This is a genomic window from Streptococcus mitis (assembly GCF_047464035.1).
Lineage (GTDB): Bacteria > Bacillota > Bacilli > Lactobacillales > Streptococcaceae > Streptococcus > Streptococcus mitis_DX.
In genome coordinates this window covers 73,852-88,284 of sequence record NZ_JASHCQ010000006.1, presented here as the reverse complement: position 1 = coordinate 88,284, position 14,433 = coordinate 73,852, and the positions used below count along the sequence as shown (strand labels likewise).

Annotated in this window: 16 protein-coding genes and 1 pseudogene; 16 read left to right on the top strand and 1 reads right to left on the bottom strand. The window is 40.1% G+C overall.

The features are described 5' to 3' along the window. From QM818_RS03635 to QM818_RS03575, 13 genes are all read left to right on the top strand, one after another. Positions 1-491, top strand: a 491-nt coding sequence (locus QM818_RS03635) for an LPXTG cell wall anchor domain-containing protein (RefSeq protein WP_414299929.1), incomplete at its 5' end; no start/stop codon positions are given. 162 nt (positions 492-653) lie between these two features. After that, on the top strand, positions 654-944 hold the full coding sequence (rpsF, locus tag QM818_RS03630; protein WP_001151780.1) for a 30S ribosomal protein S6: 291 nt from the start codon (positions 654-656) through the stop codon (positions 942-944). Between the two features lie 11 nt (positions 945-955). Then, entirely contained in the window at positions 956-1,426 is a 471-nt protein-coding gene (gene ssbA / locus QM818_RS03625) for a single-stranded DNA-binding protein SsbA (RefSeq protein WP_000609602.1), read from the top strand. Between the two features lie 31 nt (positions 1,427-1,457). Continuing rightward, entirely contained in the window at positions 1,458-1,697 is a 240-nt protein-coding gene (gene rpsR / locus QM818_RS03620) for a 30S ribosomal protein S18 (RefSeq protein WP_000068664.1), read from the top strand. A gap of 250 nt (positions 1,698-1,947) precedes the next feature. Further along, a complete protein-coding gene (locus QM818_RS03615) occupies positions 1,948-2,451 on the top strand; it encodes a GNAT family N-acetyltransferase (protein WP_004257108.1) in 504 nt (167 codons plus the stop codon). A 79-nt stretch (positions 2,452-2,530) separates the two neighbouring features. Next, positions 2,531-3,931: a bifunctional Cof-type HAD-IIB family hydrolase/peptidylprolyl isomerase gene (locus QM818_RS03610; RefSeq protein ID WP_261080711.1), complete on the top strand. Its 1,401-nt coding sequence runs from the start codon at positions 2,531-2,533 to the stop codon at positions 3,929-3,931. Position 3,932: 1 nt separating this feature from the next. Beyond that, on the top strand, positions 3,933-4,295 hold the full coding sequence (locus QM818_RS03605) for a S1 RNA-binding domain-containing protein (RefSeq protein ID WP_000689605.1): 363 nt from the start codon (positions 3,933-3,935) through the stop codon (positions 4,293-4,295). Positions 4,296-4,347: 52 nt separating this feature from the next. After that, positions 4,348-5,097, top strand: a complete 750-nt coding sequence (locus tag QM818_RS03600) for a tRNA1(Val) (adenine(37)-N6)-methyltransferase (protein WP_261009507.1) — start codon at positions 4,348-4,350, stop codon at positions 5,095-5,097. Next, positions 5,087-5,371, top strand: a complete 285-nt coding sequence (locus QM818_RS03595) for a GIY-YIG nuclease family protein (RefSeq protein WP_261080712.1) — start codon at positions 5,087-5,089, stop codon at positions 5,369-5,371. Before QM818_RS03600 ends, QM818_RS03595 begins: the two co-directional genes overlap by 11 nt. 200 nt (positions 5,372-5,571) lie before the next feature. Continuing rightward, positions 5,572-6,507 (top strand): manganese-dependent inorganic pyrophosphatase, encoded by a 936-nt coding sequence (locus tag QM818_RS03590; protein ID WP_000036049.1) that lies wholly within the window; start codon positions 5,572-5,574, stop codon positions 6,505-6,507. 210 nt (positions 6,508-6,717) lie between these two features. Beyond that, positions 6,718-7,212 (top strand): YiiX/YebB-like N1pC/P60 family cysteine hydrolase, encoded by a 495-nt coding sequence (locus QM818_RS03585; protein WP_261080713.1) that lies wholly within the window; start codon positions 6,718-6,720, stop codon positions 7,210-7,212. After that, positions 7,196-7,846, top strand: a complete 651-nt coding sequence (locus tag QM818_RS03580) for a DUF1803 domain-containing protein (RefSeq protein ID WP_261080714.1) — start codon at positions 7,196-7,198, stop codon at positions 7,844-7,846. The genes QM818_RS03585 and QM818_RS03580 overlap by 17 nt, the downstream gene beginning before the upstream one ends. Before the next feature lie 101 nt (positions 7,847-7,947). After that, positions 7,948-8,139, top strand: a complete 192-nt coding sequence (locus QM818_RS03575; RefSeq protein ID WP_000051184.1) for a CsbD family protein — start codon at positions 7,948-7,950, stop codon at positions 8,137-8,139. A 46-nt stretch (positions 8,140-8,185) separates the two neighbouring features. Here QM818_RS03575 and QM818_RS03570 read toward each other — a convergent pair whose 3' ends face one another. Continuing rightward, on the bottom strand, positions 8,186-9,631 hold the full coding sequence (locus QM818_RS03570) for a UDP-N-acetylmuramoyl-L-alanyl-D-glutamate--L-lysine ligase (RefSeq protein ID WP_261080715.1): 1,446 nt from the start codon (positions 9,629-9,631) through the stop codon (positions 8,186-8,188). 105 nt (positions 9,632-9,736) lie between these two features. Here QM818_RS03570 and QM818_RS03565 point away from each other — a divergent pair, with 105 nt between their 5' ends. The 3 genes and pseudogenes from QM818_RS03565 to QM818_RS03555 all read left to right on the top strand — a co-directional run bounded on the left by QM818_RS03565 (position 9,737) and on the right by QM818_RS03555 (position 14,287). Then, on the top strand, positions 9,737-11,359 hold the full coding sequence (locus QM818_RS03565; RefSeq protein ID WP_414299928.1) for a putative polysaccharide biosynthesis protein: 1,623 nt from the start codon (positions 9,737-9,739) through the stop codon (positions 11,357-11,359). Positions 11,360-11,562: 203 nt separating this feature from the next. Beyond that, a pseudogene (locus QM818_RS03560) lies at positions 11,563-13,520 on the top strand (peptide ABC transporter substrate-binding protein). 311 nt (positions 13,521-13,831) lie between these two features. After that, positions 13,832-14,287, top strand: a complete 456-nt coding sequence (locus QM818_RS03555) for a hypothetical protein (RefSeq protein ID WP_414299927.1) — start codon at positions 13,832-13,834, stop codon at positions 14,285-14,287. Positions 14,288-14,433 lie beyond the last annotated feature (146 nt).

Genomic DNA, 14,433 nt, shown 5'->3' with positions numbered 1-14,433 from the left:
GTCGTATTATTACAGTAGAAGTACCAGTAACGGTAACACCTAAATCACAAAATGGTGGAGGAGTCATTTCTCAAAATGGCGATTCAACTGTTCAGATTGTAACGGAATATCTTGATGAAAATGGTAACCGAATTACTTCAGATAAAGAAGGAAAACACAATCCAATAGAGTTGGAAGGATATGAATTTAGTCATTCAACAACGGATGCTAAAGGAAATACACTACATCACTATAAGAAAGTGAAAAAACCAATCAATCAAGAGCAACCAAGCTCTCCAGAGACTCCTACAAGTCCAGAAAAACCAGTAGCTACTCCAGTTCAGACAAGTTCTACAGATTCTAAACCAGTAGCTGTTGAAACAGCCGAAGCCAATGACAAGAAGGAATTGCCAAATACTGGTACAGAAGCTAACGCTAGTCTTGCAGCGCTTGGACTTCTTGGAGCCCTAGGTGGATTTGGACTTCTTGCTCGCAAGAAAAAAGAAGACTAAAAACTTATAGTTTTTGAGAAGATGATTCGTCATCTTCTTTTTTATTTCGGTGTTTTTACTTGCGTAAAAAAATGTTTTCTAGTATAATAGTTTATTGTGAGCGAACCTCACTTACCCCTTGCAAAGTCTTGGGGTCATTAGACCAAAAGGAGGAACATATCAATGGCTAAATACGAAATTCTTTATATCATTCGTCCAAACATTGAAGAAGAAGCTAAAAACGCTTTGGTAGCACGTTTTGACTCTATTTTGACTGACAACGGTGCAACTGTTGTTGAATCAAAATCTTGGGAAAAACGCCGTCTTGCATACGAAATCAAAGATTTCCGTGAAGGACTTTACCACATCGTTAACGTTGAAGCAAACGACGACGTAGCTCTTAAAGAGTTTGACCGTCTTTCAAAAATCAACGCTGACATTCTTCGTCACATGATCGTCAAAACTGACGCTTAAGAAGGTAAACTATGATTAACAATGTTGTACTTGTAGGGCGTATGACACGTGACGCTGAGTTGCGTTATACCCCATCAAATGTAGCAGTTGCGACTTTTACTCTTGCAGTAAACCGTACATTTAAGAGTCAAAATGGCGAACGTGAGGCTGATTTTATCAATGTCGTTATGTGGCGCCAACAGGCTGAAAACCTTGCTAATTGGGCTAAAAAAGGCTCACTTATCGGGGTGACAGGTCGTATCCAGACTCGTAGTTACGATAACCAGCAAGGACAACGTGTCTACGTGACAGAGGTCGTGGCTGAGAATTTCCAAATGTTGGAAAGCCGTAGTGTGCGTGAGGGTCATACAGGTGGAGCTTATTCTGCACCAAGTTCAAACTATTCAGCGCCTACAAATTCAGTACCAGACTTTTCACGTGATGAAAATCCATTTGGAGCAACAAATCCTTTGGATATTTCAGATGATGATTTACCATTCTAATGGACAACTAAAATTATAAAGGAGAAAAAACATGGCTCAACAACGTCGTGGCGGATTCAAACGCCGTAAAAAAGTTGATTACATCGCAGCAAACAAAATTGAATATGTTGATTACAAAGATACTGAGCTTCTTAGCCGTTTCGTTTCAGAACGTGGGAAAATCCTTCCTCGTCGTGTAACAGGAACTTCAGCTAAAAACCAACGTAAAGTAACAACAGCTATCAAACGCGCTCGCGTAATGGCTTTGATGCCTTTCGTAAACGAAGATTAAAAAAAGAGGTCCAGTGGACCTCTTTTTCATGAGCTTGAAAACAAGAAAGTGAATTAAGACCCGATTGGGTCTTTTTTTCACGAGCCTTGAAATGAGAGAGCGAGTTTGGGTCCAGTGGACCTCTTTTTCATGAGCTCGGAAAAAAGAAAGCGAATTAAGACCCTGTCGGGTCTTTTTTCACGAGATAGTTTTTTTCTGACCTTGGCGTGCTATAATGGTAATAGAAAGAGTAAAGGTGGGTAAGTCAAAGATGAATTGTACGATTAGAAATATGATTAAGTCTGATATTGAATCCTTATCTCATGGATTTATGAATCAAGGTTGGCCTGGTAGAGAGGAAATTTTGGCTAGATATTTTCTGGAACAGGAAAGTGGGGAGAGAGAAGTTTTAGTTGCAGAGATTGATGGTGCTGTAGCGGGCTACATTACCATTTTGCCCTCTGCTAAACATGGTCCTTTTGCAGAAGTCTATCCAGAATTATCAGATTTTAATGTGTTTGAGCATTTTCGAAATCAAGGGATTGGGAATCAACTGCTAGAAAAAGCAGAAAAACGAGTCAAGTTTGTTTCGAGTAAGGTCACTCTTGGTGTAGGTTTGCACTTAGGCTATGGCCCTGCCCAGAGATTGTATATCAGACGGAGCTACATTCCAGATGGTACAGGTGTCTGGTATAGAAATAAACCGCTAGAAATGGGTGCAAGTTGTCAAAACGATGATGATTTAGTTTTATACTTATCCAAGGATTTACAATAAAACTGGAAATTTTTTGAAAATAGGGGATTTAGCTACTTTATGGTATAATGGAAAGAGTTAGATTGAAAGAGGTAGTGAGATGGATGCCAAATTAAGATACAAGGCAAAGAAGATCAAGATTGTCTTTTTTGATATTGATGATACATTGCGGAATTCAAAGACAGGTTTTATTCCAGCTTCAATCCCAACTGTTTTTAAGCAATTACGTGAGAAAGGAATTTTGACAGGTATTGCTTCTGGACGAGGGATTTTTGGTGTCGTTCCGGAGATTCGTGAGCTCAAACCTGACTTTTTTGTAACTTTGAATGGGGCTTATATTGAAGATAAAAAAGGTCAGGTTATTTATCAACATCAGATTGAGAAGTCAGATGTTGAGGAGTATATCTCTTGGGCCAAGCAAGAGGGAATTGAGTATGGTTTGGTTGGGAGTCATGATGCCAAGTTGTCGACTCGCACCGATATGATGAGTGAAGCGATCAATCCAATTTACCCCGATTTGGATGTAGATCCTGATTTCCATGAAAAAGAAGATATCTATCAAATGTGGACTTTTGAAGATAAAGGAGATGACTTGCACTTGCCTGACAGTCTCTCTGACAAACTTCGCATGGTTCGTTGGCATCAACATTCGTCTGATATTGTGCCGATTTCAGGCTCCAAAGCGACGGGTGTGGAAAAGGTTGTGGAACACCTTGGCTTGAAACCAGAGAACGTCATGGTTTTTGGAGATGGCCTCAACGACTTGGAACTCTTTGATTATGCTGGAATCAGCGTTGCAATGGGAATTTCTCATGAAAATATCAAAGAAAAAGCAGATTATATTACAAAAACATTAGAAGAAGATGGCATTTTTGATGCCTTAGAAGGATTTGGTATGGTAGAAAAAGAATTGCATTTCCCACAAGTAGACATTGAAACAGTAGAAGGTCCTATCGCGACTATTAAGACCAATCACGGAGACTTGCGTATTAAGCTCTTCCCTGAACATGCTCCTAAAACAGTAGCTAACTTTGTTGCACTTTCAAAAGATGGCTACTATGATGGAGTCATTTTCCATCGTATTATCAAGGACTTTATGATTCAAGGTGGAGACCCAACTGGAACTGGTATGGGTGGCGAGTCAATCTACGGCGAATCATTTGAGGATGAATTCTCAGAAGAACTTTACAATATTCGTGGTGCCCTTTCTATGGCCAATGCTGGTCCAAATACCAACGGTAGCCAGTTCTTTATCGTGCAAAATCAACATTTGCCTTATTCTAAGAAAGAAATTGCTCGTGGTGGTTGGCCAGAACCGATTGCGGAAATCTATGCCAACCAAGGTGGAACTCCTCATCTAGACCGCCGTCACACTGTGTTTGGTCAGCTAGCTGATGAAGCTTCTTACGCTGTCTTGGATGCCATTGCTGCTGTTGAGACAGGAGCTATGGACAAGCCAGTTGAAGATGTCGTGATTGAAACAATTGAAATCGAGGACTAGGATGAAAATCGGTGATAAACTAAAGGGCCGTATTACAGGGATTCAGCCCTACGGTGCCTTTGTTGAGCTAGAGACGGGTGATACGGGACTGATTCACATTTCAGAGATTCGGACAGGCTTTATTGAAAATATCCAAGAAGCCTTGAAAGTTGATGAAGAGGTTCAAGTTCAAGTAGTGGATTTAGATGAATTTACAGGGAAAGCTAGTCTTTCTATCCGCACTTTGGAGGAAGAAAAGCACCAGTTTCCAAGACGGAGACGCTTTTCAAGCGATCGTTTTAACTATGGCTTTGCTCCTCTCAAACGAATGATGCCAATTTGGACCAAGGAAGCCCTTCAACATTTGAAGAATCAGAAACACTAGTTAGAAATTTCTATCTTTTGTAATGTTAATATAAATTTGCTATAATAAGACCATGGAAGAAGAACAATTATTAAAATCAGGGGAGCGCATTAACCAGCTCTTTTCGACAGATATCAAAATCATTCAAAATAGAGAGGTTTTTAGCTATTCGGTGGATAGTGTTCTCTTGTCACGCTTTCCACGTTTTCCTAAGAAGGGATTGATTGTGGATTTCTGCGCTGGAAATGGAGCAGTGGGACTTTTTGCCAGCACCCGTACTCAGGCACAGATATTGGCTGTTGAGATTCAGGAGCGTTTGGCGGATATGGCTGAACGCTCTGTCCGTTTGAATGGATTAGAGGAGCAAATGCAGGTCATCTGCGATGATTTGAAAAATATGCCTGCCCACATTCAGGGAAGTAAGGTGGATATGATTTTGTGTAATCCGCCTTATTTCAAGGTGGATCCTAATTCCAATTTGAACGAGAGCGAACATTACCTCTTGGCACGCCATGAAATCACGACTAATTTGGAAGAAATCTGTCGTAGTGCCCAAAGTATTCTCAAGTCCAATGGGCGTTTGGCAATGGTGCATCGTCCTGACCGACTTTTGGATATCTTGGACATGTTGCAACGGCATAATCTAGCCCCTAAGCGCCTGCAGTTTGTTTATCCAAAGCGGGAAAAGGAAGCTAATATGCTCTTGATTGAGGCTATTAAGGATGGCTCAACGAGTGGTTTTAAGGTTTTACCACCTTTGATTGTCCACAATGATGATGGTTCCTATACGCCCGAACTTGAAGAGATTTATTATGGATCATAAGGCTTATATGTATGTGCTGGAGTGTCGTGATGGTTCCTATTATACCGGTTATACGACTGATGTGAGAAGACGCCTCGCTGTCCACAATAGTGGAAAGGGGGCAAAATATACACGAGCTCGCTTACCGGTCAAACTCATCTATGCTCAAGGTTTTGCCAGTAAGGAAGAAGCCATGTCGGCAGAAGCCCTGCTCAAGCGTAAGAAACGAGCCCAGAAGGAGCAATTTTTATCTGAAAATCAAGATAGAAATTTACTCATACTCGATGAAAATTAAAGAGCAAACTAGAAAGCTAGCCGTAGGTTGCTCAAAGCACTGCTTTGAGGTTGCAGATAGAGCTGACGTGGTTTAAATTTGATTTTCGAAGAGTATCAGTTATTTTGAAGAGTAGTGAGGAGCCCTTTGACTCCTCTTACTTTTGTCAAAAAGCGAAAAAAATGCTACAATAAAGAGAATAAACAAAATGAGGTATTATCATGTCTAAGATTCTAGTATTTGGTCACCAAAATCCAGACTCAGATGCCATCGGGTCATCTGTAGCCTTTGCCTACCTTGCAAAAGAAGCTTATGGTTTGGATACGGAAGCTGTTGCCCTTGGAACTCCAAATGAAGAAACAGCCTTTGTCTTGAACTATTTTGGTGTAGAAGCACCACGTGTTATCACTTCTGCTAAAGCAGAGGGCGCAGAGCAAGTTATCTTGACTGACCACAATGAATTCCAACAATCTGTATCAGATATCGCTGAAGTAGAAGTTTATGGTGTTGTAGACCACCACCGTGTTGCTAACTTTGAAACTGCAAGCCCACTCTACATGCGTTTGGAGCCAGTTGGTTCAGCGTCTTCAATCGTTTACCGTATGTTCAAAGAACATGGTGTAGCTGTACCTAAAGAGATTGCAGGTTTGATGCTTTCAGGTTTGATTTCAGATACCCTTCTTTTGAAATCTCCAACAACACACCCAACAGATAAAGTTATTGCTCCTGAATTGGCTGAGTTGGCTGGTGTAAACTTGGAAGAATATGGTTTGGCTATGTTGAAAGCTGGTACAAACTTGGCCAGCAAATCTGCTGAAGAATTGATTGACATTGATGCTAAGACTTTTGAATTGAACGGAAATAATGTCCGTGTTGCTCAAGTAAATACAGTTGACATCGCTGAAGTTTTGGAACGTCAAGCAGAAATTGAAGCTGCAATGCAAGCTGCCAACGCAGCAAACGGCTATTCTGACTTTGTCTTGATGATTACTGATATCGTCAACTCAAACTCAGAAATCCTAGCACTTGGTGCTAACATGGACAAGGTTGAAGCGGCTTTCAACTTCAAACTTGAAAACAATCATGCCTTCCTTGCTGGTGCCGTTTCACGTAAGAAACAAGTGGTACCTCAATTGACTGAAAGCTTTAATGCTTAAGATTTTGAGTGTTAATTCAAATTAGGAAAGGCTAGTTTGAATTATATCGAAAGGAGTTTCGGCTCCTTTTTTTCTAGGAGTGAAGCATGTTAGAAAATGGCGATTTGATACTCAATGAAAATCAAAGAGCAAACTAGGAAACTAGCCGCAGGCTGTACTTGAGTACGGCAAGGCGACGTTGACGTGGTTTGAATTTGATTTTCGAAGAGTATGATTTTTGTGAGAGATGAGTCAGAGCTGGGGCAGGCCATCCAGACTTCCACAGGCAACTATAGCCATGTCGCCATCTATTTGGATAGGATGATTTACCATGCTAGTGGAGAATTTGGTGTTGTCTGTCAAGAACCAGCAGACTTCTTTGAACCCAATCACTTGTACGACCTCTATGTTTACCCAGAAATGGATATCCAGTCTGTGAAGGAAAAAGCTTGCAAACATCTAGGGGCTCCCTATAATGCTTCTTTCTATCCAGATGGAGCTGGTTTTTACTGTTCCCAGTATATGGCAGAAATCCTACCGATTTTTGAAACTATTCCCATGAAATTTGGAGATGGAGAGCAGGAGATTAGTGATTTTTGGAGGGAGTATTATAGAGAACTAGGTCTGCCTGTTCCTCTGAACCAAGCTGGGACCAATCCTAGTCAGTTAGCAGCATCGCCTCTGTTAGAATGTAAAGAAAGGAATCTTCATGATTCAGATTTTTAATCCTTCTCGTTTGACGAGACAGCCATTTTTTGGAGAATTGATCCACTATCTGGACCAGCATGATGATGTGATTCTACGGGAAATCAAGGCTCAATTTCCAGATGTAGCAGTTGATAAACTCATGGAAGAGTATATCAAGGAAGGCTTGATTCTACGAGAAAATAAGCGTTATTACCTCAATCTTCCTATGCTTGAATCACTCGATAGTCTCGAACTGGATCAAGAGATTTTTGTCAGAGAAGATAGTCCAGTCTATCAAGCCTTGTCGGAGCAGAGTTTTGAGACGGAATTGCGCAATCAGACTAATGCAGCTATTTTAGTTGAAAAGACCGATTTTGCGCGGACAAAAATGACCTTGTCCAATTATTTCTACAAGGTCAAACATCAGTATCCTTTGACCGAAAAACAGCAGGAACTCTATGCCATTTTGGGAGATGTCAATCCTGAGTATGCTCTCAAATATATGACGACTTTTTTGTTGAAGTTCCTCAAAAAAGATCAGCTCATGCAGAAACGCCGTGATATCTTTGTGGACAGTTTGGTCGTCCTAGGCTATATTGTCCAAAATGAAGATGGAAAGTATGAGTTGGCAGTCGAATTTGACAAGGAAAGATTAACTTTCTACTTAGCATGAAATTTTGTTTCTGAGCACATTGTTTGACTTTTCTTAGGATTCAGTATAAACTATATGTAACCGGTAACACATATCGGAATAAAACCAAAGGAGACAATCATATGTCACTTGAAAACAAATTGGAACAAGCAACAGGCGCTATCAAAGAAGGATTTGGTAAAGTTACTGGGGATAGCAAAACTGAAGCAGAAGGCGCTGTAGAAAAGACAGTTGCTAAGGCAAAAGAAGTAGTTGAAGATGCTAAGGGTGCTGTTGAAGGTGCCGTTGAAGGTTTGAAAAACGCTTTTAAATAAGGATAGAAAAAATCAAGGGTTTTATTCCCTTGATTTTTTTACTATCTTATAAATAATTTTCTGCGACGGCTGCATCTCCTGGATAGGCTTCTTTCTTTCCTTGGACGATTTGGTAGCAATCGGCTCCCTTACCAGCAATTATAACTGCATCTAATTCGTGATTTGTGATAGCCATCGCTGCCTTGATAGCTTCTTGGCGATCCGCAATTTTTTCAACAGGATGGCTGATATAGCTACTGATTTCATCTGCAATGGCCATTGGGTCTTCGTAGTTGGGATCATCAGCAGTTAGAAAGACTTGAATCTCAGGGTGTTGATTAAGGAGGAGGCCAAAGTCCTTACGACGGCTTTCTCCTTTGTTTCCTGTCGAACCAAGAACTAGTGCAATCTTTCCAGTTTGATGAGTTTCAACCACATTGATTAGTTTTTTGAGACTATCACCATTGTGGGCATAGTCGATGAAAACTTTGGCACCATTTTTCTGGGTGAGGACTTCCATACGACCAGGAACACGGGTTGTAGCGATGCCTTTTTTGATGTCCTCAAGACTAGCTCCCAGACGGAGACAAGCAAGTCCAGCAGCAACGGCATTTTCTTGGTTGAAATGACCAATCAGTTGGATATCATAATCACCAGCCAGTTTCCCGCTTGCTGAAAAGCTAAAGGCTTTAGAATTCTCGATTTGGTTACTTGACTGGCTACCATAGAAATCATGGTCTTGATGTTCTACTTGTTCTTTCAAAACTGAGAAGTGGTCCATGTCACTGTTAATGATAACTGCTCGGCTATTTTCCATCAAGAGGCGCTTGTGGTAGAAATAGTCTTCAAAGCTAGGGTGTTCAATAGGGCCAATATGGTCTGGGCTGATATTGAGGAAAACTCCTACATCAAAGGTTAGGCCATAGACACGTTTGACCAGATAGGCTTGACTAGATACCTCCATGATGAGGTGGGTGCGGTCATTTTGCACAGCTTGATTCATCATATCAAAGAGGTCAATGCTCTCAGGAGTTGTCAATGCAGACTTAAAGAAAGTTTTGCCGTCTAGAGTTGTATTCATGGTCGACAACATAGCAGGTCGATGCCCTTGAGACAAAATGTTATAGGCGAAGTAGGCTGCTGTTGTCTTACCCTTGGTTCCAGTAAAGGCCAGGAGTTTAAGTTTTTCCTGTGGATTGCCATAAAATTCCATAGCTACCAAACTCATGGCTTTCTTGATATCGCTGACGATAATAGCAGGAATACCAACTTCATAGTCCTTTTCAGCAACATACCAACCAAGGCCTTGAGAGATGGCTGAAATCAGAAATTCCTTCTTAAAGGCAGCACCCTTGACGAAAAAGAGGCTTTTTTCTTTAGCCTTGCGGCTATCATAGCAGATGGTGTCAAATACGACATGGCTGTAGTTGTAGTGATAATGTCCTTGGTCGATAATCTCACGGAAGAGACCATCTTTCTTTAAAATATCTAATACGGTTTCAATCTTAATCATACTTTCTATTGTAAACCGAAAGTCGTAAATTTACAAGTGACAAGGAAAAGTTTATAATGGAAGATGAGGAATTTTTCCTAGTGATTAAAATAAAATGAGGAACCTATGTCTAACGAAAACAATCACCAGCAGGCCCAGATGTTACGGGGGACTGCTTGGCTAACGGCTAGTAACTTTATCAGTCGCCTGCTAGGGGCCATTTATATTATCCCCTGGTATATCTGGATGGGGTCTTATGCGGCTACGGCCAATGGTCTCTTTACCATGGGCTACAATATTTATGCCTGGTTCTTGCTAGTTTCAACAGCGGGTATTCCAGTTGCGGTGGCCAAGCAAGTGGCCAAGTATAATACCATGCGAGAAGAAGAGCATAGCTTTGCCCTGATTCGGAGCTTTTTAGGCTTTATGACGGGACTAGGTCTGGTTTTTGCTCTGGTCTTGTATGTCTTTGCTCCTTGGCTAGCAGATTTGTCGGGTGTAGGGAAAGACCTGATCCCAATCATGCAGAGCTTGGCTTGGGCGGTCTTGATTTTTCCATCTATGAGTGTGATCCGAGGTTTCTTCCAAGGGATGAATAACCTGAAACCTTATGCTATGAGCCAAATCGCTGAGCAGGTCATTCGTGTTATCTGGATGCTCTTAGCTACCTTTATGATTATGAAAATGGGCTCAGGAGATTATCTAGCAGCGGTTACCCAATCCACATTTGCTGCCTTTGTCGGCATGGTAGCTAGTTTTGCAGTTTTGATCTATTTTCTTGCCAAAGAAGGTTTACTTAAAAGAGTCCTTGAAACAGGAGACAAGATAAACAGCAAGCGTCTCTTGGTCGACACCATTAAGGAAGCCATTCCTTTTATCCTGACAGGGTCTGCTATCCAGCTTTTCCAGATTTTGGACCAGATGACCTTTATCAATAGTATGAGCTGGTTTACCAACTATAGTAATGAAGACTTGGTTGTCATGTTTTCTTATTTCTCAGCCAATCCTAATAAAATCACTATGATTTTGATTTCTGTTGGGGTTTCGATTGGGAGTGTCGGCTTACCACTTTTGACTGAAAACTATGTTAAGGGGGACTTGAAGGCGGCTTCTCGTCTAGTTCAGGACAGCATTACCATGCTTTTCTTATTCCTGCTACCAGCAACGGTTGGAGTGGTCATGGTAGGAGAACCTCTCTATACAGTCTTCTATGGCAAGCCAGATAGTTTGGCCATGGGCTTGTTTGTCTTCGCAGTTTTACAGTCTACTATTCTAGGCTTGTACATGGTCTTGTCTCCAATGCTTCAAGCCATGTTCCGCAACCGCAAGGCAGTTCTCTATTTTATCTATGGTTCCATTGCCAAGCTGGTCTTGCAACTGCCAACCATCGCTCTCTTCCACAGTTACGGGCCTTTGATTTCTACAACAATTGGTCTTATTATTCCTAATGTTTTGATGTATCGGGACATTTGCAAGGTAACTGGTGTTAAGCGCAAGGTGATTTTGAAGCGTACCATTTTAATCAGTTTGTTGACTTTTGTTATGTTCATCAGTGTAGGCGCTATCCAGTGGGTACTGGGATTTGTTTTCCAACCAAGTGGACGTTTGTGGAGTTTCCTATACGTAGCTCTTGTCGGTGCCATGGGTGGAGGTGTTTACGGATTCTTGAGTCTCCGTACCCGTTTGTTGGATAAGGTGATAGGAAAAGCCCAAGCAGATCGCTTACGAATCAAATTAAAATTAACTTAAAAAATATTTATAAATAAAAGGAATAATTTGAACATTTCTATCATAAAATGCTTGAATTATTCTCTTTTTATTATTTTGTAGAATAATTTCTATAGTTTGTAGATAGAAATTTTATTTTTCTTAAATTTTACTTAAAAAGCTATTGACTAAATAAAACTCAAGTTGTATAATAAGACAAATATTTAAATCAGGAGGTTCTGGAAATGAAAAAGTCTAAGGCCAAGTATGCAGCACTTGCAGGTGTCGTGTTAAGCGCAGGTATTTTATTAAGCGCGTGTGGAAATTCAACGAATGCGTCGAAAACATATAATTATGTCTATGTTAGTGATCCATCTAGTTTGAACTATCTAGCAGAAAACCGTGCAACAACCAATGATATTGTGACTAATCTAGTAGATGGTCTCATGGAAAATGATCAGTACGGTAACTATATCCCATCCTTGGCAGAGGATTGGACTGTTTCTAAAGACGGTTTGACTTATACCTACAAACTTCGTAAAGATGCAAAATGGTATACTGCAGATGGAGAAGAATATGCCCCTGAACTGCCCAAGATTTTGTAACTGGTTTGAAATATGCGGCTGATAAAAAATCAGAAGCCTTGTACTTGGTGCAAGAATCCGTTGCTGGTTTAGATGACTACATCACTGGTAAAACAAGCGACTTTTCAACTGTCGGAGTTAAGGCTCTTGATGATCAAACTGTTCAATATACCTTGACACGACCAGAATCTTACTGGAACTCAAAAACAACCTCAACCATTCTCTTCCCAGTCAATGCGGATTTCTTGAAATCAAAAGGGGATGATTTTGGGAAGGTAGACCCATCTAGTATTTTGTACAATGGACCTTTCTTGATGAAATCCTTTGTTTCAAAATCTGTCATTGAATTCAAGAAAAATCCGAACTACTGGGATGCTAAAAATGTCTTTGTAGATGATGTGAAATTGGCTTATTATGATGGTAGTGACCAAGATGCACTGGCTCGTAACTTTGTGGAGGGTGCCTATAGCTATGCTCGTCTCTATCCAAATAGTTCAAGCTTCGAAGGAATCAAAGAGAAGAATAAGGACAATATCATCTATAGTCTGCAAGATGCTACATCTTACTTCTTAAACTTTAACCTAGATAGAAAATCTTATAAATTCACTTCTAAGACAAGTGATGCTGAAAAGAAATCGACTCAGGAAGCGGTTCTTAATAAAAACTTCCGTCAAGCCATTAACTTTGCCTATGACCGTACAGCTTACGGGGCTCAATCCCAAGGAGAGGATGGTGCAACTAAGATTTTGCGTAACCTAGTCGTTCCTCCAAACTTCGTAAGTATCAATGGCAAAGACTTTGGTGAAGTAGTAGCCTCTAAGATGGTTAATTACGGTAAGGAATGGCAAGGAATCAACTTTGCGGATGCCCAAGATCCATACTACAATCCTGACAAAGCCAAGGCTAAATTTGCAGAGGCTAAGAAAGAACTCCAAGCTAAAGGAGTTCAATTCCCTATCCACTTGGACATGACAGTTGACCAAGCTGCTAAACAGGGTGTTCAAGAGGCAAATTCTATGAAGCAATCTATTGAAGCAGCCTTAGGTGCAGAAAATGTTGTAATTGATATTCAACAACTTACTACTGAAGACTATGATAATACAAGCTATTTGGCTCAGACAGCAGCTCAGAAGGATTATGATCTATACAATGGTGGTTGGAGTGCAGATTATCAAGACCCTTCAACCTATCTTGATGTCTTTAACGTTAATTCTGGTGGTTTGATGCAAAATCTAGGTATAGAGCCAGGTGAAGCCAATGACAAAGCCAAGGCTGTTGGACTGGATGTCTACACTCAAATGTTGGAAGAAGCTAATAAGGAACAAGATCCAGCTAAACGCTATGAAAAATATGCAGATGCCCAAGCTTGGTTGGTGGATAGCTCTCTAGCAATTCCAAATGTTTCACTTGGTGGAACACCAACATTGAGAAAAATCGTTCCTTTCTCAACACCATATTCATTGGCTGGTAATAAAGGGGTTGAATCATATAAATATCTCAAATTACAAGATAAGACAGTCACAAAGGATGAATATGAAAAAGCTAAAGAAAAATGGCTGAAAGAAAAAGAAGAATCCAATAAAAAAGCCCAAGAAGAATTGGCAAAACATGTCAAATAAGGATTTTTCAAGAAAAACGATGGTTTCGAAAGAAGCCGTCGTTTTTATATAGAATGCTGGCAATTTTGAAGAAAAGTGCTTACATTTTTTAATTTGTTTACTGGATTTATGTTATAATGAATATAAGAAAAACGTGAGACGCTATTTTAGAAAATCTACCCAGCTTTAATGGAAGTATGCACATGTTAGGGTAATGTTATAGGAGGGATGCTGTCTACTAAAAAGTAAGATAAAACGCAATAATTGATAAGTTCTTCTTTAAGTGAAGAATTCTTAACTGTCTATTTAGTGATTTTTATGGAGGTATCATCATGGGTGCTATTATGGAGTTTGCAACAGAAAAACAGATTGCATCATTTCTCTCAACTTATCATATTGAAGGGCAAAAGAATTTTCTGATGGCTTTCAAGAAAAAGACATGGCTGAAATCCTTTATTGATTTCTTCATTATAGGAGGGACTTACTATGTTCAGTCGAGTGTGAAGCCTAAGATTCTGGCATTCACACCTAAGGGAATCTACTTGATGGACATCAGTGATGTAACTGAAAATCGTTCTAATCAGGTCATGGAGATGCCTTGGAATCAAGTTCAAGATTTTACTTATAAGACAGTCTTGAATACAGTTAGGCTGAATTGGAACTATCAAAATGAAGTCTATATTTTTTCCGTGGATGTCGGTCAGGTTAGTCAGCATGTGGGCCAATATCAATTTAACAAAGACCATTATGACTATTTAGCCCAACACGATTTCTTTCGGTTAAAGTAAACCCTAGCAATCATTGTCACAAAAGAATTTGGAATCTTTTCTGGATTCTTTTTAGCTTTACTCGATAAGTCTATAGTTTGAAACTATAACCAGCTCTTGAAAAGAAGAAAATGAGTTGATGAAAATAAGTGGTACAATAGTTACTA

Bases quoted from the DNA above. Each gene is read 5' to 3' on its own strand.
- rpsF (WP_001151780.1), top strand. From the start codon at position 654: ATGGCTAAATACGAAATTCTTTATATCATTCGTCCAAACATTGAAGAA.
- ssbA (WP_000609602.1), top strand. From the start codon at position 956: ATGATTAACAATGTTGTACTTGTAGGGCGTATGACACGTGACGCTGAG.
- rpsR (WP_000068664.1), top strand. From the start codon at position 1,458: ATGGCTCAACAACGTCGTGGCGGATTCAAACGCCGTAAAAAAGTTGAT.
- QM818_RS03615 (WP_004257108.1), top strand. From the start codon at position 1,948: ATGAATTGTACGATTAGAAATATGATTAAGTCTGATATTGAATCCTTA.
- QM818_RS03610 (WP_261080711.1), top strand. From the start codon at position 2,531: ATGGATGCCAAATTAAGATACAAGGCAAAGAAGATCAAGATTGTCTTT.
- QM818_RS03605 (WP_000689605.1), top strand. From the start codon at position 3,933: ATGAAAATCGGTGATAAACTAAAGGGCCGTATTACAGGGATTCAGCCC.
- QM818_RS03600 (WP_261009507.1), top strand. From the start codon at position 4,348: ATGGAAGAAGAACAATTATTAAAATCAGGGGAGCGCATTAACCAGCTC.
- QM818_RS03595 (WP_261080712.1), top strand. From the start codon at position 5,087: ATGGATCATAAGGCTTATATGTATGTGCTGGAGTGTCGTGATGGTTCC.
- QM818_RS03590 (WP_000036049.1), top strand. From the start codon at position 5,572: ATGTCTAAGATTCTAGTATTTGGTCACCAAAATCCAGACTCAGATGCC.
- QM818_RS03585 (WP_261080713.1), top strand. From the start codon at position 6,718: ATGATTTTTGTGAGAGATGAGTCAGAGCTGGGGCAGGCCATCCAGACT.
- QM818_RS03580 (WP_261080714.1), top strand. From the start codon at position 7,196: ATGATTCAGATTTTTAATCCTTCTCGTTTGACGAGACAGCCATTTTTT.
- QM818_RS03575 (WP_000051184.1), top strand. From the start codon at position 7,948: ATGTCACTTGAAAACAAATTGGAACAAGCAACAGGCGCTATCAAAGAA.
- QM818_RS03570 (WP_261080715.1), bottom strand. From the start codon at position 9,631: ATGATTAAGATTGAAACCGTATTAGATATTTTAAAGAAAGATGGTCTC.
- QM818_RS03565 (WP_414299928.1), top strand. From the start codon at position 9,737: ATGTCTAACGAAAACAATCACCAGCAGGCCCAGATGTTACGGGGGACT.
- QM818_RS03555 (WP_414299927.1), top strand. From the start codon at position 13,832: ATGGGTGCTATTATGGAGTTTGCAACAGAAAAACAGATTGCATCATTT.